Annotated in this window: 18 protein-coding genes; 8 read left to right on the top strand and 10 right to left on the bottom strand. The window is 49.1% G+C overall.

Going from position 1 to position 18,493, the window contains the following annotated elements; genetic code table 11:
- Positions 1 to 36: 36 nt before the first annotated feature.
- A complete protein-coding gene (locus tag GCU44_RS06625) occupies positions 37 to 951 on the top strand; it encodes a DMT family transporter (RefSeq protein ID WP_241684862.1) in 915 nt (304 codons plus the stop codon).
- A gap of 65 nt (positions 952 to 1,016) precedes the next feature.
- Positions 1,017 to 1,937 (top strand): mechanosensitive ion channel family protein, encoded by a 921-nt coding sequence (locus GCU44_RS06620; protein WP_092171233.1) that lies wholly within the window; start codon positions 1,017 to 1,019, stop codon positions 1,935 to 1,937.
- Positions 1,938 to 1,945: 8 nt separating this feature from the next.
- Here the strand turns inward: GCU44_RS06620 and GCU44_RS06615 are convergent, their stop codons facing one another.
- Positions 1,946 to 2,935: a YpdA family putative bacillithiol disulfide reductase gene (locus GCU44_RS06615; protein ID WP_154855300.1), complete on the bottom strand. Its 990-nt coding sequence runs from the start codon at positions 2,933 to 2,935 to the stop codon at positions 1,946 to 1,948.
- A gap of 43 nt (positions 2,936 to 2,978) precedes the next feature.
- Positions 2,979 to 3,731 carry an NRDE family protein gene (locus GCU44_RS06610; RefSeq protein ID WP_154855298.1) on the bottom strand — a complete coding sequence of 251 codons (753 nt, stop codon included), beginning with the start codon at positions 3,729 to 3,731 and terminating at the stop codon, positions 2,979 to 2,981.
- A 139-nt stretch (positions 3,732 to 3,870) separates the two neighbouring features.
- Between GCU44_RS06610 and GCU44_RS06605 the strand changes: the two genes are divergently transcribed.
- On the top strand, positions 3,871 to 4,080 hold the full coding sequence (locus tag GCU44_RS06605) for a hypothetical protein (RefSeq protein WP_154855296.1): 210 nt from the start codon (positions 3,871 to 3,873) through the stop codon (positions 4,078 to 4,080).
- 51 nt (positions 4,081 to 4,131) lie between these two features.
- Here GCU44_RS06605 and GCU44_RS06600 read toward each other — a convergent pair whose 3' ends face one another.
- From GCU44_RS06600 to GCU44_RS06580, 5 genes are all read right to left on the bottom strand, one after another.
- Entirely contained in the window at positions 4,132 to 4,737 is a 606-nt protein-coding gene (locus tag GCU44_RS06600) for a hypothetical protein (protein WP_154855294.1), read from the bottom strand.
- A gap of 218 nt (positions 4,738 to 4,955) precedes the next feature.
- Complete coding sequence (locus tag GCU44_RS06595; RefSeq protein WP_154855292.1) at positions 4,956 to 5,576, bottom strand: hypothetical protein; 621 nt, start codon at positions 5,574 to 5,576, stop codon at positions 4,956 to 4,958.
- Between the two features lie 52 nt (positions 5,577 to 5,628).
- Positions 5,629 to 6,060, bottom strand: coding sequence for a hypothetical protein (locus tag GCU44_RS06590; protein WP_154855290.1), 432 nt, complete (start codon positions 6,058 to 6,060; stop codon positions 5,629 to 5,631).
- Positions 6,057 to 6,701: a hypothetical protein gene (locus GCU44_RS06585; protein ID WP_154855288.1), complete on the bottom strand. Its 645-nt coding sequence runs from the start codon at positions 6,699 to 6,701 to the stop codon at positions 6,057 to 6,059. The genes GCU44_RS06590 and GCU44_RS06585 overlap by 4 nt, the downstream gene beginning before the upstream one ends.
- Before the next feature lie 343 nt (positions 6,702 to 7,044).
- Positions 7,045 to 7,800 (bottom strand): methyltransferase family protein, encoded by a 756-nt coding sequence (locus GCU44_RS06580; RefSeq protein WP_154855286.1) that lies wholly within the window; start codon positions 7,798 to 7,800, stop codon positions 7,045 to 7,047.
- Positions 7,801 to 8,082: 282 nt separating this feature from the next.
- On the opposite strand from GCU44_RS06580, the gene GCU44_RS06575 reads away from it, so the two are divergent.
- A complete protein-coding gene (locus tag GCU44_RS06575; RefSeq protein WP_154855284.1) occupies positions 8,083 to 8,655 on the top strand; it encodes an RNA polymerase sigma factor in 573 nt (190 codons plus the stop codon).
- Positions 8,648 to 10,015, top strand: a complete 1,368-nt coding sequence (locus GCU44_RS06570; protein ID WP_154855281.1) for a hypothetical protein — start codon at positions 8,648 to 8,650, stop codon at positions 10,013 to 10,015. Before GCU44_RS06575 ends, GCU44_RS06570 begins: the two co-directional genes overlap by 8 nt.
- A gap of 211 nt (positions 10,016 to 10,226) precedes the next feature.
- Here GCU44_RS06570 and GCU44_RS06565 read toward each other — a convergent pair whose 3' ends face one another.
- Positions 10,227 to 13,661, bottom strand: coding sequence for a ThuA domain-containing protein (locus tag GCU44_RS06565; protein ID WP_154855279.1), 3,435 nt, complete (start codon positions 13,659 to 13,661; stop codon positions 10,227 to 10,229).
- Between the two features lie 186 nt (positions 13,662 to 13,847).
- Complete coding sequence (locus GCU44_RS06560) at positions 13,848 to 14,732, bottom strand: UbiA family prenyltransferase (protein WP_154855277.1); 885 nt, start codon at positions 14,730 to 14,732, stop codon at positions 13,848 to 13,850.
- Positions 14,733 to 14,819: 87 nt separating this feature from the next.
- Between GCU44_RS06560 and GCU44_RS06555 the strand changes: the two genes are divergently transcribed.
- Genes GCU44_RS06555 through GCU44_RS06545 form a run of 3 tightly spaced genes read left to right on the top strand, consistent with a single transcriptional unit; the run spans position 14,820 to position 17,504 of the window.
- Entirely contained in the window at positions 14,820 to 15,899 is a 1,080-nt protein-coding gene (locus GCU44_RS06555; RefSeq protein ID WP_154855275.1) for a type III polyketide synthase, read from the top strand.
- The gene (locus tag GCU44_RS06550; protein ID WP_154855273.1) at positions 15,896 to 16,603 is read left to right on the top strand and encodes a methyltransferase domain-containing protein; all 708 of its coding nucleotides are present in this window, start codon (positions 15,896 to 15,898) and stop codon (positions 16,601 to 16,603) included. The genes GCU44_RS06555 and GCU44_RS06550 overlap by 4 nt, the downstream gene beginning before the upstream one ends.
- Positions 16,604 to 16,652: 49 nt before the next feature.
- The gene (locus GCU44_RS06545) at positions 16,653 to 17,504 is read left to right on the top strand and encodes a mechanosensitive ion channel family protein (protein ID WP_154855271.1); all 852 of its coding nucleotides are present in this window, start codon (positions 16,653 to 16,655) and stop codon (positions 17,502 to 17,504) included.
- A 137-nt stretch (positions 17,505 to 17,641) separates the two neighbouring features.
- Here GCU44_RS06545 and GCU44_RS06540 read toward each other — a convergent pair whose 3' ends face one another.
- On the bottom strand, positions 17,642 to 18,442 hold the full coding sequence (locus GCU44_RS06540) for a hypothetical protein (protein ID WP_154855269.1): 801 nt from the start codon (positions 18,440 to 18,442) through the stop codon (positions 17,642 to 17,644).
- Positions 18,443 to 18,493: the final 51 nt, after the last annotated feature.

Here is an 18,493-nt window from a genome sequence, read left to right as displayed (position 1 = left end):
AAAAATAGCTGCCCGTGAAATCGAACCCGCTTGTACATGCCTGATGCCACCAGTGAAAGCCAGTTAAAACAGTGGGCAATGCTGGTATTGCTGGCATTAATCTGGGGAAGTTCGTTTATTTTGATTAAAAAAGCCCTTTTGGTGTTTTCTGCCGGCGAAGTGGGGGCATTTCGGATCGTGATGGCGGGGACGGTGCTGCTTCCTTTTGCCATACCTCAGATCAAATTGTTACAAAAAAAGCAATTGACTTACCTACTGACCATTGGTTTTGTCGGTAGTTTTATTCCCGCATTTCTCTTTGCTACTGCCCAGACCAATCTTTCCAGTTCCCTGGCCGGTGTGATCAATGCCCTTACCCCCTTGATGGTGGTGGCGGTTGGTGCCTTTTTCTTTCAGGCACGGATTACGCTAAGAAATGCCATTGGCTTGCTGATCGCCTTCGTCGGAGTCGGAATCCTGGTCGTGGCGGGAGGCGAAGGTACCGGCACGGAACTGTTCTCGACCATGAATCTGTACGGATTACTCGTGGTAGCAGCCACCATTTGTTACGGACTCAATGTAAACATTATCAAATTTCGGGTTCAGGAAATCGAAGCGAAAGGGATTACTTCCGTTTCGCTCATGATGGTATTGCCCCTTGCGGCAATCTATTTGTGGGGGTTTACGGACTTTTCCTTCAAACTGCTACACGTCGAAGGGGCCTGGAAAGCGGCGGGATACGTCGCCGCATTGGGAATCGTTGGCACCGCCGCTGCCCTGGTGCTCTTTAACGCCATGGTGAAACTTGTTACCCCGGTTTTTGCCAGTTCGGTAACCTATCTGGTACCTATGGTAGCGCTGTTTTGGGGAGTCCTCGACGGGGAACGATTGTTTCCGTTCCATTACCTGGGAATTCTTGCCGTCATTCTGGGGGTATGGCTTGGCAACCGAAAACCCAAATCTCCAAAATAATTCCTTCCCAGGCGTTGAATTATTGCCATATATTTGCCTAGTTTGACTTTCTTTAGTGAACCGCCATGTTTGACAATTTCCTGAACTTTGATATTGACACCACGCTGCGAAACAGGATTCTCCAGACCCTGCTGATCGTATTTATCATGTGGCTCATCAACAAGGTTTCCGTACGGCTGATCTACCGGGGTGATGCCGTAGAACTCAGGAGGCAGTATCACTGGAGAAAAGTCATCGAATACACCTCCTTTATCATCGGGATTCTGATCATTGGCAACCTCTGGATCAATAATTTTCAGTCCGTTACCACGTTTTTTGGGCTATTGTCCGCAGGCATTGCCATCGCATTGAAAGATATATTTGTCAATATTGCCGGATGGGCCTTTATCTACCTGCGCAAGCCCTTTGATGTAGGTGACCGGATTCAAATAGGCGAGGTGCAGGGGGACGTGATCGATTTACGTCTTTTTCAGTTTTCATTGCTGGAAATCGGCAATTGGGTGGAAGCCGACCAAAGTACCGGCCGGGTGATCCACGTGCCCAATGGAAAAGTGTTTTTGGACGCCCAGGCCAATTATTCAACGGGTTTCAACTACATCTGGAACGAGCAAAAGATTTACATCACCCTTCGAAGTGATTTCAAAAAAGCAAAAGCCATTTTGCTGGACATTCTGAACGAGCACTTGAAAGAGGATCTACGGTTAGCAGAAAAAGTTTTTAAGAAAGCCAAGCAGGACCACCTCATCGTGTACAAGCAATTTACCCCCATGATCTTTACTAAAATCACCGAACGGGGAATTCAGCTTTCCATGCGCTACCTCTGCGACCCAAAAAAAAGGCGGATGTTTGAACACGCCATCACGGAAAGTATCCTCGAAAAACTCGGACCTGAGGACAATATACGCATTGCTTACCCCACATCCACGGTACTATTGCACCAGGATAAGGTACATCCCGACACCCATCCGGATTCCCGGAAACGCTAATCAATGCGTTACTTTTCTACGCCTGAAGGCGTTTGCTTTTTTTTCACGATATCCGCTATGATGGATTGGGCATGGACGATGGTGTTTTCAATAAAAAACTCCCGGGTATTTAATCCACCACACACCACTCCGGCAAGGTAAAGCCCGGGCACATTGGATTCCTGGCTCTCCGCATCGTAGCAAGGCTGACGCTTTTCGTCCAAGCTGAGTTGCACGCCCAATTGGTCCAATAGGGCAAAATTTGGTTTGTATCCCGTCATGGCCAATACAAAATCGTTTGCTACCGACACCTCTCCTTCAGGCGTCTGCAGGAGGACTTCATTTTCCCGAATTTCTTTGATCGTGGTACTGAAATACCCCTTAATGGAACCTTCCTTGATCCGGTTTTCGATATCTGGCAAGACCCAGTATTTAACTGTTTGATCAATTTGGGGCTTCATCACGACCATGGTTACCTCCGCACCTTTACGCCAGGTTTCCAGGGCAACGTCCACTGCAGAGTTTCCTCCTCCGACCACGATTATTTTCTGCCCGATATAGGGCCATGGTTCTTTGTAATAATGGGTTACTTTCGGAAGGTCTTCCCCGGGCACATTCATGGTATTGGGCAAATCGTAAAAACCGGTGGCTACCACCAGCTTTTCGGCCAAATAGGTTCCTTTCGAGGTATGTACCAAAAAGCTTTCCCCGGTTTTTTCCAATGTTTGCACCTCCTCATACAAGTGGATTAACAGCCCATAATGCCGGACGATTCGCCGGTAGTATTCCAGCGCCTCAGGCCGGGTAGGCTTGTTTGCGATGGACATAAAAGGAATATCTCCCATTTCCAGTTTTTCCGAGGTGGAAAAAAAAGTCATGTTCACCGGATAGTTAAAAATCGAATTGGTCAGCACCCCTTTTTCGATGATCAGGTAATTTAGGCCTTTTTTTTGGGCTTCAATCCCGCAGGCCAATCCGATCGGCCCGGCGCCGATTATCAGTAACTCCAACTTTTTCATATACATACAAACAGGAAATGGAACGCATAGTTCCGGTATACCACTAATAAAGGCGAAAGGCACATTCCGTTACCTCTCGTTCCGGAACGGTGCGCACCTCTCGTAACCGGACCTCGCCTAGCCGATCCCACAGCAAGGCCGAGGTATTGACCGTTCCGTAATAGTCGTCTACCCGGATAAACTGCGCCGAAACCGCCTTTTCCAATTCCTGCGTTAATCCCGTGGCAGGCAGCTGTTCCTCCGCTGCCAATTCGGTAGACTGCAGCAGCCCCTGCAAATCGTCCATTTCCGGCATCTTTTTTGCCAGCAACTCCTGAAACTGACTCCTGGCCTTCGTTACCTTCGGCCAGGGACTGTCAAGCAAGGCATTTGAAATCGCATGGACGCCAGGGTCTACCAGTTCAATGCCCTTGCCATAGTTGGACAATACGTACAGGTTTTCCATATCGGCTACGAGCAAGTTAAATCCGTTGTATTCGTCTTGAATCGCTTCTACCTTTTTCAAATAGTCTTTCGGACCTTCGCTACTAGTCAGAAACCCGGTAACCAATTCACCTCTGGATCGTTGGCGCGGAATCTCGTTACGAATATCCCGGTAATTGGTCAGGGCCGCAAACCTTCCGGAGGGATGAAAACCCAGCCAGGTACCGCCTTCCTTCAGGTCTTTGCCGGCATAGATGCCGCTTTCCCACTGATGCAGGGATTGCGTAGGGCGATTGAAGTACTCGTCACGATTGGCTACCAAAATCAATCGGTATTTTGGATGGGCATTCCAACTAAAAGATATCAGACACATGCCGCAAAATACGGAAGGACGACCTTAAGGAAAAATCAATTTGCAGGAATTTTTCATCTATTTCGCTACGAAAATAATTGTATGTCGTTCGAAATACGAGATGAGTTGTGTGTATTGCCTGCGAAATAAATCGTATAAAATGAGGCTAGACAGACCGAACGGTGCAGAACTGGAAGTTTTGGCTATAGTATGGGAGATGGAGACAGCCAGCGTCCGCCGGGTATACGAGCGAGTGGGCCGGGAAAAACAGACCGGATCCACCATCCCGAAGACCAGGCAAAACACGCATGCGAAAGTCCTGCTGGCCGGGGACAAAAAAAAGCGCAACGCAGAAAGGCCATTTCCCTAATTTTCAAAAAGGAAGCGCTACGCTAGCTCCCGAGATGCGCAAAAAACAAAGCTACAGGCGAAAAATCCAGGCAGGATAGCCCGATGAATGGTCAAGGGACAGTTCGGAGCAAGGGGGCACCAGGGCAAGGAATTGTTCTACCTCTGCCTGACCGACGCTGCCAAATCCTTCCAAGCCAAAGGTAAAATACGCACAGTCCCGCCAGCTTAGCGCAGTGTACTCCATCTGAATTCCCCGAGGCAGGTAGCTTTCATACGGATGCACTTCCCATGCGCCGGTTTCAGACAGGGTGAATTTTAGGGCCCATCGTTTTTTCCGGATGGAAATTGAATTCAGGTACCCCTCCTGCTCGATTCCATTTTCCACCACCCATTTGTCCCAAATTTCCAGGTAACCGGCCTGCGAATCGTGGAAAAAAAGAGGAAGTCCGGATTGCCTTCGTTTCTTTAGCTCGTTTTCACCCTCGCGGGTTTTTAATCCCAGATCCTCCCTGCCGGGAATGGGGTAGTACACATCCGTTCGTATTTCCGGCAGCGGCTTCAAACGAAAGGCTGCCAGCACAAAGGCCTTCAATTCGGGAACAGGTTTTGAAAAAAACCAACGTATTTCCAGGCTGGACGAATCGGGTGGCATGGCGGAAAGGGTATCGAGTTGCATGTGTTTCGGCGGCTGTTCTTACGTAAAACTTGAAGTCTCCACAAAATATTGTGGCTGCAGTGCCGCTTTTTCGGGTGCATCTGTTAAAGCCCTTTCCAGAGGGCTAGGATCGAAGCTTCGCAGAACCTTCAATACGCAAAAAACGAGGGGAAACCGGAAGGTGCTTTTCCCGTTTCCCCAGAAGAAAGATGCGTCCAATTGTTGATTTTGGAATTGGATTACTGAAATACCTTCCATTTCAATCCCACGTAGCCGGTCAAGCCGTCCATATCCGATTGGTCGAAATTCCGGTAGCTCATGTTTCCCAGCATCCGATAGCCCACACCCAGGTTCAAGCCGAGCAAGCGGTGCAGGTTGATCTCAAGCAAAGCAGTAGGTTCGATCTGAAAGAAATTTGCTTCGCCCAGCCCGGCGTTTCCGAGTTCGTTGTCCATTTGAACCTCACCGTATCCGAGGTAGAGGGGAAAGGTTACGTGCACGAGCTTGGATGCGTTCCAGGTATATTCCACAAAACCACCCAGGGACCAGTAGTCCATGTACACATCTGGTACTACCTCGCTTTGTGGGCGGATGTCATTGACAGAAGTAGCAAAATAGCCCCCCAGGGAGAAGGTGTTGCGAATGCTAACGCCACCCCTTAGATTCAAAAGGGTAGCGGTGCCACCGTCCATCTGCGTAAACCCCAGTGAGGGTGCGATAAAGACGCCCAGATTTTCTGTGTTCAGTGGGATTCCGTCTTTGAATACCGTTTGGGTTTCTTCGCTGTTTTGCGCAAACAGAAAGTCGGGGTAGAGAATCGCACTAAAAATGAAAGAAAGGGAAAGAAGGACTTTGTTCATGGTTCTGGTAGTAAAGATATAGTGGTTAATTAAACTGGTTGGAAGCAAGAAGCTAGTAGGCGATGCTTAGCTGATCACCGCTGTCGTCAAATTGGATGCCTTTTTCCGATTTGGCCCGGAAGTACCAGTCATCGGTCAATTCGTACAGGATGGAGTTTGCTGGAAAGGTCATCCGAAGTTCCGTTTTTCCGTCGTCGTGAAAGACCCGGTAGGTTCCGCTAATTACCTGGCTTTCGGAGGTAGCCACGACCGTACCGTCCGCATTAAAATTGAATACAAACTCCTCAAACCGGGAGGTTTTGTCCCGGCCATCTTCGATGAACCGGGTAATTTTGACGGCAGTGGAAGCTACCAATGTCTCCGTCAGCTCTGAGACAGTGATGGTTCCTTGAGACAATTGCTCATCCGGGCTGGATGAATCCACCCCGATGAGGTCACAGGAAAACAGGCCAACGATGAAAATAATTACAGGAAATTGTTTCATTGGATAGCTTCGTTTTGTTTTAAGTTTTGAATCGAGAACAGACCCATTTTCAGTCCGATCTGGAAGGTTAGGTTGTTACCTGCTTCGGGGACTCCTGCGGATTCCTGGAAGGTTGCACCCATTATTCGGTAGCCGAGGCCGGCATGCAGTCGTGCAAAACGGTGCAGGTTGATTTCGAGTTGTGCGCCGGGCTCTAAAAGCAGGGTTTTGGTTTCTTCGTAATCAAAATCCCTTCCCTCCTGATCAATTTCGAGTTCCACGACTCCTATTGAAAGCGGGAAGCTGAAGTGTACCAGTCTGCTGGAAAAAAGGGTGTATTCGATAAATCCACCGGCCTGGTAGGAGTCCATGTGTGCCTGTGCCGGAAGGACGTTTTCGAAGGAGGAAGGCCGTATATCGTTTAGCAGCTGCCCGTAGAATCCACCGAGTGTCAGTTTATCGTGGAGGGTGAGACCTGCCCGAAAGAGGGCATATCCCGCGCCCTCACCTGCAACCTGGGTCAGTTGAAAGCCCGGGTCTACCATAAATCCAATTTTTTCCACCGAGACCTTGTTACCGAAAAGGGTTTCCGGGCTGTCCTGTGCGCTGGCAATGCCGGCCGTAATTCCGACGAACCATAGTAATAGAAGTAACTTTTTCATGTAGTTGTTGATTTGGTTTCACTCGCATTACGCCGCTGGTTTCCCAAAGCGTTGCCTGAGGATTGAAATATTTTTGAGATTATTTTTACGAAACTCCCGGACAGCTTTGTGCGCCCCGGCGGTGGAGGTCAATGGCCTATTACCTGAATCTATTCTCCCTAACGAGATTGGCCAAAGGGAGCATTGATCCAGTTCGGTCAGGGGAGTATTTCCAGATAGATTTGATCCTACCAGTCGTACGAATTGACGTTGCCATGATTTTGCGTTGGCTTGTTTTGTTGCGTCGGTAAGGAGGATACTTTCGGTGTTTCCCAGTGCCCGAACCCGGGAAGTGGCAGCCCAACTAGCGATCGACTTCATCCAGTCTATTCGTGTGCGTTTTGAGGTATTTCAGTACCATGTACAGCAATCCGGTAAATAGGCATAGGGTGAGTAGGAAATAATTGTAGTTGCTATCTTGCCTTAGGTATTTTCCGAAAATATCGAAAAAGCAAAACAGGAGGAACAATGCGAAAAGCCCATTTTTTTCTTTTTTTAGCACTTTCTTCCAGCTAAACGGGTACACCGGTTTTCTGAACGTAGTGATGGCGGGAAGGAACGCTGGAACCCCGTCTGCCCAATCGGCATATGTTTTTCCGAACTTTTGCTGTAGAAATTTTTCTTCTGCGTACATGATTCGTTCGTAGTACAGCCAAAAAAGAAACACAAAAGAGACGGTAAACCAAAAGTTTGCGGTTAGCATGGCTGGCCCGAGCCACATCAAAAAGTTACCCAGGTATAGCGGATGGCGCACAATGGAATAGATTCCCGTTGTGTTCAGCGATTCCGCCACCTGCCCCCGTTTGGTATTTCTTCCGGAGGTGTTTTTTGGGGTATGTCCGACGGTATATACGCGAATAAGGAACCCGACTAGACTGGTGCATATGGCAGTAATTTCCAAAAGCGTGTTCGAAGATACATTTTTCACCAAAAATGAATCCGGATTGATTGCTGCCTGTACATGAATTAGTGTTCCGATAAATACAATTGCCAGAGGTAAAAAACTCCTGTACTTGAAAAGCCAGTTTCCTTGTTTCTCTAGTTCTTTTTTTAGTGACATTTCTTGTGGGTAGGTTAGGTAAATAAAACGAATGAACTAAGGAGTATTTCAACGGGTCTTTCTAGGGCATCCAAACGTGGTTTTCGGGCAATTTCACCAGACAGCGCGTATCTGCGACGCTGCTTTTTTCCAAAAAACCTGCGTTTTTTGCTCTACGAATGCTACCGTTTTTTTATCTTCCCCCCCGGATTACGCTGGATTCCGAGCATTTCGTTGCCTGGAGCAAGAATTTTTTTTGAGTAAGGCAACCTTTTCGGACGTTTCGAGCGTGATGTAATCAAGATGAACTTACCCGATTCCAAGGAACTACAGGAGCTGATTCGCCTTTGTTGCAAAAATGATCGAAAAGCACAGGAGCGCTTGTTCAAACTGGCTTACCCGCTGGCCTTGAATGTGTCCCGTCGCTACACGCCAGATCTGGACGAAGCCCGGTCAGTGGTCAACGAGGGCATGCTTAAAGTATTCCGGCAGCTTGAGACTTACAGTCCCGATTTGAGTTTTGGTGGCTGGGTACGCCGCATCATGGTCCATTCGGCTATAGATCATTTCCGCCGCAGGAAGCGCTACGAAGACAGGCACCCGGGTTACGAAGAGGCACCGCTTCGTTCTTCGTTTAACGATGATCTGCTGGACAAAATCAGCGCTGAAGAAATCCTGGCCCTCGTACAAAACCTTTCCCCCGCCTACCGCATGGTGTTTTCTCTGTATGCGGTAGAGGGATATACCCATCGGGAAATCGCCGAGCAACTGGGTATTTCAGAAGGGACATCCAAATCCAACTACGCGAAAGCCAAGGCAAGCATGCAAAAGGCATTGGCTGCTCTACACCAAGAAAAGCAAATCAATCATGGCTAAGCACGATCCATTCGAAAAAAAAATCAGGGACAAGCTCGAACAGCTTTCCGCCCCGGAAGAAGAGGGAGCATGGGAAAAATTTTCCCCGCTGTTGTATGCGTCTAGCACCCCCTTCTGGAAGCAATGGTTTTTTCCTTACCTGTACGCTACGGGCCTCTTTCTCGGGGGCCTGTGGTGGTATACGGAAACGCAAAAAAACACACCCGCTGAACGCTTCTATCAGGAAGGGGGTAGTGTAGGTGTCGATACGATTTACCGCAGCGATACGGTGTACCTCGTGGACACCGTGTACGTATACCGGGAAATATATGTAAAAGAGAAGACGGCCCTTGGGCCTCCAGCCGGTAATCCGGTATACGAGGACTTGGAAAATGGTGCAGAAACGCAAGGCTTCGTGGAAGTAAATACCGCTACCGGCTCAATGGGTCCGGGACTGGATCCATTGGCAACAGCTAACCCGGCCGGTGTCGAAACCCATTCAATGTCAAAAGCGTCCGTTGGCGGTTTCCGTTCCGATACCCGGAGCGGCGAGACGCGGAGTCAGGTGGATGATTCCCTTACCACAGGTAGGCAGGAAGTGGGAAAGGGTTCTATGAAAGGAAAGGTTGGCGGCAATCAACCCCGGAGAAGGTCCCTGGCTGCACCTGCTCCCGTCGGCCCGGAGGAGGAGTTTGTGATGCGAACGGACAAGGAGCTCGTCGTAGGAGACACCAGCAACCTAAACCAGATGCCCGTTGCCAGAAAAAGTCGTACCACGCTTCACCTGGAAGCCGGTACCTCCCTGGTTTTTCCGATCAGCCGCCTGATTGAATATTACACTCCCAATCAACAGGGTGTTCACCTGGGGCTGGAATGGGAAAGTGGATGGGGCCTATACCTTGGGGCCATACGAAACCGGGTAGAAGGGGAATTGGATGACGAGGAAATCATGGCGTTGGATCAGGCATTGGTGGATGGCCTGCCCGAAGTGCCCCAGGATATCAGCAGCCTGGACGAAATCTACCTGACCAATCGGCAGTGGTTTTTCCCGCTGGAACTGCGCTGGAGAAGCCCGAGTTTTGCGGGAGTGAGCTTTGAAAGTGGTTTCGGACTGCTGGGTAATTACCTATCCCGACAGGATTTTATCTACGAGTTTGAAAACAATTCCGAACTGGAGTATCAGTATGCTTCGGACCCTTTACGCCAATTTACAATCAGTCATTTACGACTGGGCATTGGGACCAATTACCTGTTGGCCAGGCGGTGGAAATTGTCTTTGCGAAGTCAATACTGGTTACCGGTGGCGCGTACGGGCCTTTTAGAAGATCGTACCCATGGAGTGGAAGTTGGAGTTGGCGTGAATTTTATGCTCAGAAAATGAATTAATCCCCTACCGCCTGGAATCTACAAGGAGTACCCGAGCGAGCTGAATTCGTACCCCCAGTGGCTTATCCAGGGGGAGTTGTCCGGTGCCAGTTTCTTCGGGTGCAGCCGCTTCAACGGCGCCTTAATGAATACCAGGGCTTGAAAAAAAAACACCCTGCACCGATGGGTACAGGGTGGTTGAGGCCTGGATGTGTCCCTGCTTCGTACTATTCGGAAATCATTTCCATGGATAAAAAGGCCAAATTTACCTTTTCCGCTTCATTCAGCGGTACCGTGACAAGGTATAGGTCCTGCATTTCCTCCTCCGGTACATTTTCAAACGATAGTTGGAAGTCGTATTGGCTTCTGCCTTGTTCGGGTTTTTTGCGAAGTATCGACTGACCGATCAGTGGGCCATCCGGACTTCCAACCCGGGCTTCTATCTGATAGCCAAAGGCAAACGGGTTTTGAGAACCGGCCGTAAAGTCGATGCCTTTCAGACCAGTAAGGTCGATTCCCTTGAGGGCAACATGCCCACGATCCGTAGGGGCAATCAAGATTTTTTGTCCCTCAAAATCGACATTGTCGAATCCGGATGTTTCGCTCAGTTCGTCAAAGCTAATCTTACTGTTCCGCAGGTAGGCGGTAGCGGAACTAGTCAGTGGTTTGATAGTTTCGCCACCCCGGTCGGTGAAACTGGCGTTCAGGATCATGACCCCATTGTTGGAAAGGGGTTTTCCCTGAAGCGGATCCAGGCTGCCAGCTGGCGGAAGGCTGGATTCCAGGCTTTCTAATTCTCCGAGCGAAAGCACCCAGGCGACAATTTTCCGGGCATCGCCTTCTTTTACGGAAGGATTGGCTGGCATCATCGTTTCTCCCCATACACCCGATCCACCTTTAATGATCTTATTGATCAGGTGATCGGCTGCTTCCGGATCGTCGGCGTATTTTTTGGCAACTTCCGTGTAGGCAGGGCCTACGGACGCCTCGTCTACCTGATGACAGGTTTTGCAGGTCAGGGATTCCATGATGCTCTTTCCGGCCATGGCCTCCGACATGATCTGATGCCCCATGGCCGCTTCTGCCTGGTCGAATCCCTCGATGTAGTCTGCTGACACATAAAGGGTGGATAGGTCATTTCCCGCTTCGGGATCATCGGGATCCGTGACGGTCACTTCGTAGTCAACGGATTTTCCTGGGAAATAAAAGGAGGAGTTGCCGGCAAACTGTATGTGTACTTCTGGCGCAACGTTTCCAGCATACACGTTCAGCACTGGGCTTTTGGCAGCTTCCTCTCCGGTATCCCGGACCGTTACCGAGATATCGTAATCGCCGACGGATTCGTAGGTGTAGGTCAATTGAGGTTCGGTGGTGTCGATGTATTCCCCGTTCCCCAGGTCCCAGGTATAGGTCAGCGCATCCTTTTCCGGATCGCTAGCCTTTACTTGCAGTTGCACCTGAAGCGGAAGGGTTCCAGATGTTTTGTCCGAGGTAATTCCGGTAACTACTGGCGCGCGGTTGCCGGGGTTGAACGCAATGACGGAAAGGGCAGCGTCCTCGTTGGCGCTGAACCAGCCGTTGCCGTATTCCAGCAGGTACAATTTTCCGTCGGGTCCCAATTCCAGGTCGATGAGGGCGTTTTGGCGCACGTCTGCCATAAATGGTTCCATTTTGACGTAGTCGCCATTTTCATCCATCGTCACGGCTTTGATCCAGCCGCGAATCCAATCGTAGATAAACAGCTTTCCGTCGTAATAGTCGGGTAATCCGCCTCCATTGGGATACAGGTCGGAGTAATACACCGGACCTGCCATTGCATTTCGGCCGCCCGTTCCGACTTGCGGGAATTCCGGCGATTCAACGTAGGGATAGTAGATAAATGCTGGTTGGGCTGGCGGCAATTCTTTCAATCCGGTATTGTTGCGGGACAGGTTTACCGGCTTGAGTGGATCGAACTGGATTCCAGATTCTCCGGTGTCAAAATCGTAGGCATTGTAGGGGTAGTTGTCTCCTACAAAGAAGGGCCAACCAAAAAAACCGGCTTCTTTTGCTTGATTTACTTCATCATAGCCCTTGGGACCACGCACACCCAGGCTGTCTGCCCGGGCATCGGGCCCCACCTCTCCCCAGTACAGGTAGCCGGTCTTTTGGTCCACGCTGATTCGGTAGGGGTTTCGATTGCCCTGCACGTAGATTTCGGGTTTGGTTCCCGCCATTCCTTCCGGGTACAAATTGCCCTTCGGAATGCTGTAGGAGCCGTCTTCATTCACTTTTATGCGGATAATTTTTCCGCGCAAGTCGTTGGTGTTTCCGGAAGACCTCGCCGCATCGTATTGTTCAAAACCCGGCCTTTCGTCCAGCGGGGCATACCCTCTCAACGTATGGGGTTGGTTGGGCTGGTTGAAGGGTGTGGAATTGTCTCCGGCCGATACATAGAGCAGCCCCTCGCTGTCAAAGGCGATGGATCCACCCGTATGGCAGCAAATATCCCGCTGGGAATAGAACTCCAGAATCACCTGCTCGGTATCCATTTTCCATTCATCGGATTCAAATTTAAACCGGGAGAGCCTGTTCACTGATTTTCCCGTGGGGCTATAAAAAACATAAACCCAGTGGTTGTTTTCATAGTCCGGGTCTGCCTTGATGCCCATAAGCCCTTCTTCGGCATTTACTCTTGGGGCATCCGTTTTCCAATACACGTCCAGGTGAGCTACCTGATTGGTGGTGGAATCTCCGTTTTTATACAACAGGATTTCGCCCCTACGTTGGGAGACCAATATATCCAGATTCGGAAGAATGGCCATTTCGGTCGGCTCGGTAAACTCCCCGCTCACCATGTTGATTTTTGCGAAACGATCGGCTTCGGGCACCCGCTTGCTACTCACCCGTGAATAGTCCAGTTTTTTATTGGCTCCGATGGCATAGCGAATACCTTCTGCCAGGTGGCGCAAGAAGAGCTCCTCCTGAAAGGATTCGCTGGTATGCCCTCCACCGGTGTAAAAGGCCCTGCCGCCATCGTATTCGTGGTACCAGGCAATGGGATGCTCGCCCATGTCCTCTCCTCCCTGATAGCTGCTTTCATCAAGGGTTATCAGTACGTTGACGTCTTCGTTCAGGTTTTTGTAGCTGTACCACTCGTCGGTACGGGTCCATTGGTCCGGTAAAAAGGAGGTGCTTCCATGGGATTTGTCCACTACGTCCAGGCTTCCTTCCTGTATATTGGGGTGCGGGTCGTTGATACCCGGATGGTCTGAAAAGTAGCCACCGGTCATTTTTCCATACCAGGGCCAATCGTATTCCGTATCTGCCGCAGCATGGATGCCCACAAAGCCTCCACCTGCCTGTATGTAGCGTTCAAAATCGGCTTCCTGATAGTGGTTGAGTACGTCTCCGGTCGTACTCAGAAAAACGACTGCGCTGTATTGTTGCAGGATTTCCTCGGTAAACATTTCGGCCTGAGTGGTGGTATCCACCGAAAAGCCGTTTTCCTGTCCCAACTTCATAATTGCCTGCAATCCATCTGGGATGGATTCGTGGTAATATCCTTCGGTTTTCGCAAAAACCAATACCCTGGGGTCGCCGGATCGCGTGGAACAGGCGCCAAGGAAGATCATTGCACTCAAAAGGGCGAGAAAGCCCTTCGTAATCGTGTTGCTATACATACCTGAAAATTAATTTTGGAGCAATATAAAGAATATCTTTTTTTTGGCAGCTTCCTTCATCAAAATTGTAGTTGAACGGCATCCCGATGCCGGAGACTGCAAGAAAAGCCTCCTTTTTTCTACCGTTCCGCACCGGGACCCCATGTACCTAAGGCCGTTCCATAATCCATCCCACCCTATCATGCCTCAAGGGATGGCTGCCTGCGATTGCCAGACCAGGTAGACAAAAAAGACATTCAAAGCCGTAGCAGAAATTTTGTTCATCCACATGCTCATGCTGTGGGAGACGTATCGTTCGGGATCTTTTTGGGCTAAAAAAAACCAAACCGAAAAATAGCATACGACCGGAAGCATGGCGAGTAAGAAAACCCAAACCGCCCAGGGTTGATTTGTGTAAAAGAAGTACCCGGCAAATGCAATCCCACCCAACAACAGCCAGATGGACGAAAATCCGAACGTTCCGGAAAGTCCTAGCTTTAGGCTGAGTGTTTCATCGCCCCGTTTACTATCCTCCTCGTGCTGGTAAATTTGTGTCAGTGGATAAGAACCCAACAGCAAGATGCTGGTTAGCGATGCCGGCATCCACAGGCTATCCGGAAGTGGCCAGGACCATTCCGAATCCCCCAGCCCTTCCACGCACATCCAGAAGGTAAAGGCTCCCTGAAAAAAGCCTGCCGTAAGCCAACTGACATAGGGATATTTTTTAAGCCGAATGGAGGGATGGCTGTACGCCATGGAAACCAGTCCGTAGACCAGCACCATCCAGAAAAAGGCAGTGCCCAATACCAGCGCAAGCCCAAGAGCTATCAGAAAAAACACCAGGGATAAGTAGTACAGGTCCAGACTGACCTTCTTGGGGTTCTTCAGGCCCCCGATGCTTTTTTCATCCTTATCAAAATAACTGTTGTATCCATTGCTGGACGGGTATAAAAAAAGGTGGAGAACCACCCACACCATCACAGCCCGGAAGAGTTCGATTTCGGGCAGGGTGGCGAGCGCAAACCAGTATACCGGCATCAGGTAATAGGAAAAGGGAATCCGCAAGTGTTCCCAACTTGATTTCTTAAACATAGTTAGAAAGCTTGATAACTTTTCGTCATGGCAACTGTTTTTTACTTATCTTGAAAATTACAATAAAAACAAGCTAAAATAAAATCCATGAATAGCCAAATCGTCAGCATAGGGCTGGCCAATCCGGGAGAACCCATTTCTCAAGAAAAGATCAGTCGCTTTATGCAATTGGCACATGGGTTGGACCCTCAGGAGAGCAGAAAATTGGGTTTTATTTACCGTAAATCGGGGATCCGGCAGCGATACAGTGCCCTGAATGACTTCAACTTCGAGGATCCGGCTAAGTTTGAATTTTTTCCAAATAACAGGAGTCTGGAGCCCTTTCCGGGCACGGCCAAGCGAATGGAGGTATTTCGGAACGTGGCTCCGGTTTTGGCCCAAACGGCCATTCGGCGATGCTTGCAGGAGGCGCAACTCCCGCCCTCGAAGGTGACACACCTGGTGTTGGTCTCCTGTACCGGCATGTACGCGCCTGGAGTGGAGATGGACATTATCCAAACGATTGGCTTTCCCAATACGATCGAGCGTTACGCCATTCATTTCATGGGTTGTTATGCCGCATTTAATGGAATCAAACTGGCCGATAGGATCTGCCGTAGCGAACCCAACGCCCGCGTATTGATTGTGGGTGTGGAACTATGCACGATCCACTTTCAAAAAGCGTACAACGAGGATAACGTCATCGCCAATGCACTTTTTGGGGATGGGGCCGCGGCTGTTTTGGTTAAAAACGCAGAACATGGTCTGGCCATCCGCCAATACCAGAGTAATATCCTGATCGAAGGAGAAACCGACATGGCATGGACGATCGGTGATTTTGGTTTCGAAATGAGACTTAGCAAATACATTCCCGATTTATTGAATCGAGGAATTTTGGAATTGCGAAAAAACCTGGAAAACAAATTTGACATCGCACAGATCCGCCAGTTTGCGATTCATCCGGGAGGCAAACAAATCCTGAAAAAAATTGAATCGGCTTTCGGCATTGAGGAACGACAAAATGGACACGCTCACCAGGTACTCGAAATGTTTGGCAACATGTCTTCCGTCACCATCTTATACGTACTCGCCGCCATCCTGGAAGATCCTGCCATAGAGGGAGAGGTCTTGGCCATGGGTTTTGGTCCGGGGCTTACCTTAGAAACCTTATTGCTCCAAAAGTCATGAGCAAATTTGCCCACAGAAGTTACACAAAGGAGTTGATGGACGACCTGCAATGCAGCGGCAAGGAGCTGGAGCAAACCCTTCGAGAGCTGCGCACCATCAACCGGCTATTGGGAGGAAATCGGGTGACCACCTCTGGCATACAGTACCTGATTGGGAAAAATCGTCAAAAAACGCACCGCATTGCCGATTTGGGATGTGGCAGGGGAGACATGGCTTTGGTGCTAAAAAAATGGGGAGACCGAAACCGCTACTCGCTGGAAATTACCGGCATCGATGCCAATCCCCACATCATTTCGCTGGCACGCGAGACCATCCAGTCCAGGTATCCTGAAATTCAGTTTAGGGTGGGAAATGTGTTTGAGAAGGACTTTTTGAAAACCCCGGCGGACATACAAACCTGCACCCTGTTTACCCATCATTTTACCGACGAGGAACTGGTCCAGATTCTTTGTAACCTCAAGGATACCACTAGAATCGGGTTGGTTATTAATGACCTGCATCGGCATTTTCTGGCCTACTATAGCATCAAATGGCTGACGGCGGTCTTTTCTCGCTCCCGCATGGTAAAAAACGATGCCCCGCTATCGGTTTTGCGCGCGTTTAGCAGAACGGATTGGGAGCGGATTTTAGCCGCGGCGGGAATCACTACCTATAAAATTTCGTGGCATTGGGCATTCCGATGGCAGGTTATTTGTTGGTTTTAAAAAAAAAATTCTATTTTGACATAATTTTAACCAAAATTTTAATTAGACTATGGAATTGGATAACCTTGATTTTGAGGGGCTTCTAGAAAATATTGTCCCACTGCTTTTAACGGCCGTAAAAAGCATACTTATTGCCTTACTCGTATATTTTATCGGTAAATGGGTGATCAACTTTACACTACGCGCTACCGATAGGATTTTTATCAAGTACGAGGTGGAGCCCTCCCTTGCGTCGTTTTTAAACAGTTTTTTGAAGGGCTTGCTGTATATCGTGCTGATTCTCGCCGTTCTTTCTACGCTGGGTGTGGAGGTGACCGCGTTTATTGCCGTATTGGGTGCCGCCGGTTTGGCCGTTGGCCTGGCGCTTCAGGGCTCACTGGCCAACTTCGCCGGGGGAATACTGATTCTAATCTTTAAACCGTTTAAAGTGGGCGACACCATCGAGGCGCAGGGCACCCTAGGCTCGGTCGAAAAAATTGCCATTCTTTATACCACGGTTCGGAATTTTGACAACAAGGTGGTAACCATTCCCAATGGCGCGCTTGCCAACAACAGCATCGTTAACTTTTCCATAAAACCAACCCGTCGGATTGACATGGCGGTAGGGGTAGCCTATGGTACCGATTTGAAAAAGACCAGACAGGTCATTCTGGATACCTTAAAAAAGGACGAACGGATACACGGTGATCCCGCACCCGCGGTTTACTTTACTAATTTTGGCGACAATTCGTTGGATCTCACCGTCCGGTGTTGGGCCAATGCCGACGATCTATGGCCGGTTTTTTGGGACAACATGGAGGCTATAAAGGAATCATTGGAAGCGAACGCCATTGAAGTTCCTTTTCCTCAGCGAGATGTGCACCATTTTTTCCCGGAGGGAAAGCCTGAAATAAAAGGGTAAAAAAGCCGGAGCCTCTGACACTACCAAGTTAAGAGGCTCCGGGTAAACCCTACATTAAAAAATTAACCAACTACCAAAATTAACCAACTTCTCTTCCAACCCACTCGTAATCAATCTTCAAAAAAATAAGCTCTTTTTCAACGCTTGTTGCTACAATTACCCGAGTCGAAGGTAAGTAGCACCTGTTGATTTCCTCCCCGGAGCTGCAAACTACCCTGAGAGGGGATGGGGTTTCCGGAAGCCATGCATTCCTGCAGGTATACTACCGGATGTATTATTTCAAACGACGTCTTTTCTCCCGCAATGGTCGATACCGTCCCGTATCCTTCCAGGTAAATCCGAAATCCTGTTTCCTCCGTAGAAAGATGCAAATCTTTGATTTGCGAGTGATCCAGGCGGTACGTTTCTCCTGTTAGGGAGGTAAATTGAAAATCACTGATAACGGAAGAAAACCGGATACGCCTTTTTTCGGACTGAAAGCCCAAATTTTCCAATTTTCTTGTTCCGTCCAACTTTCGTCCGTTCAAGGAAAAATTTTCAAAACCGATGGTAACACTGCTGCCTTTTATCAGAAAGGAATCGGTATAAGCGATGGTAACGACTCCTTTTTTCTGAAGACCTCTTTCGTCGACACAGCCACTACCGTAATCCACCTTTATCCGGCTGTTTTTCTCGTCCCGCATGATGACCGAGCCCGGGCAACTGGATACATCCAGAATAGGTGAAATTTTTCCTTGAGTCAAATCCTGCTGCATCATGGCTGAAAATACCAGCAGGTCCAACTCCTCCAACAAGCCCATCATGTTTGCCATCTCTTCGGAGGAAACCATGCCAGCGGCATTTTCCAATTCCACCTCTTCTGCGGAATGGCAGGAAAGTAGCAGAAACGGGATAGCCCACACAAACCACCTACCCAACGTAAATTTCGGTGTTCCCATTGTGATCGTAAATCAATGACCTTTTGTTTATGTACGAAATGTAGTATGGAA

Origin of the sequence: Cyclobacterium xiamenense (assembly GCF_009467825.1) — a bacterium.
In the GTDB taxonomy this organism is placed as follows: Bacteria; Bacteroidota; Bacteroidia; order Cytophagales; family Cyclobacteriaceae; genus Cyclobacterium; species Cyclobacterium xiamenense.
The sequence above is the reverse complement of the archived record's forward strand: the minus strand, read 5'-3'. Positions and strand labels throughout refer to the sequence as shown.

Coding starts and splice junctions, on each gene's coding strand:
- GCU44_RS06575 (WP_154855284.1), top strand. CDS start 8,083: ATGAACTTACCCGATTCCAAGGAACTACAGGAGCTGATTCGCCTTTGT.
- GCU44_RS06560 (WP_154855277.1), bottom strand. CDS start 14,732: ATGTTTAAGAAATCAAGTTGGGAACACTTGCGGATTCCCTTTTCCTAT.
- GCU44_RS06550 (WP_154855273.1), top strand. CDS start 15,896: ATGAGCAAATTTGCCCACAGAAGTTACACAAAGGAGTTGATGGACGAC.
- GCU44_RS06570 (WP_154855281.1), top strand. CDS start 8,648: ATGGCTAAGCACGATCCATTCGAAAAAAAAATCAGGGACAAGCTCGAA.
- GCU44_RS06565 (WP_154855279.1), bottom strand. CDS start 13,661: ATGTATAGCAACACGATTACGAAGGGCTTTCTCGCCCTTTTGAGTGCA.
- GCU44_RS06600 (WP_154855294.1), bottom strand. CDS start 4,737: ATGCAACTCGATACCCTTTCCGCCATGCCACCCGATTCGTCCAGCCTG.
- GCU44_RS06595 (WP_154855292.1), bottom strand. CDS start 5,576: ATGAACAAAGTCCTTCTTTCCCTTTCTTTCATTTTTAGTGCGATTCTC.
- GCU44_RS06555 (WP_154855275.1), top strand. CDS start 14,820: ATGAATAGCCAAATCGTCAGCATAGGGCTGGCCAATCCGGGAGAACCC.
- GCU44_RS06580 (WP_154855286.1), bottom strand. CDS start 7,800: ATGTCACTAAAAAAAGAACTAGAGAAACAAGGAAACTGGCTTTTCAAG.
- GCU44_RS06610 (WP_154855298.1), bottom strand. CDS start 3,731: ATGTGTCTGATATCTTTTAGTTGGAATGCCCATCCAAAATACCGATTG.
- GCU44_RS06585 (WP_154855288.1), bottom strand. CDS start 6,701: ATGAAAAAGTTACTTCTATTACTATGGTTCGTCGGAATTACGGCCGGC.
- GCU44_RS06625 (WP_241684862.1), top strand. CDS start 37: ATGCCTGATGCCACCAGTGAAAGCCAGTTAAAACAGTGGGCAATGCTG.
- GCU44_RS06615 (WP_154855300.1), bottom strand. CDS start 2,935: ATGAAAAAGTTGGAGTTACTGATAATCGGCGCCGGGCCGATCGGATTG.
- GCU44_RS06590 (WP_154855290.1), bottom strand. CDS start 6,060: ATGAAACAATTTCCTGTAATTATTTTCATCGTTGGCCTGTTTTCCTGT.
- GCU44_RS06620 (WP_092171233.1), top strand. CDS start 1,017: ATGTTTGACAATTTCCTGAACTTTGATATTGACACCACGCTGCGAAAC.
- GCU44_RS06545 (WP_154855271.1), top strand. CDS start 16,653: ATGGAATTGGATAACCTTGATTTTGAGGGGCTTCTAGAAAATATTGTC.
- GCU44_RS06540 (WP_154855269.1), bottom strand. CDS start 18,442: ATGGGAACACCGAAATTTACGTTGGGTAGGTGGTTTGTGTGGGCTATC.
- GCU44_RS06605 (WP_154855296.1), top strand. CDS start 3,871: ATGAGGCTAGACAGACCGAACGGTGCAGAACTGGAAGTTTTGGCTATA.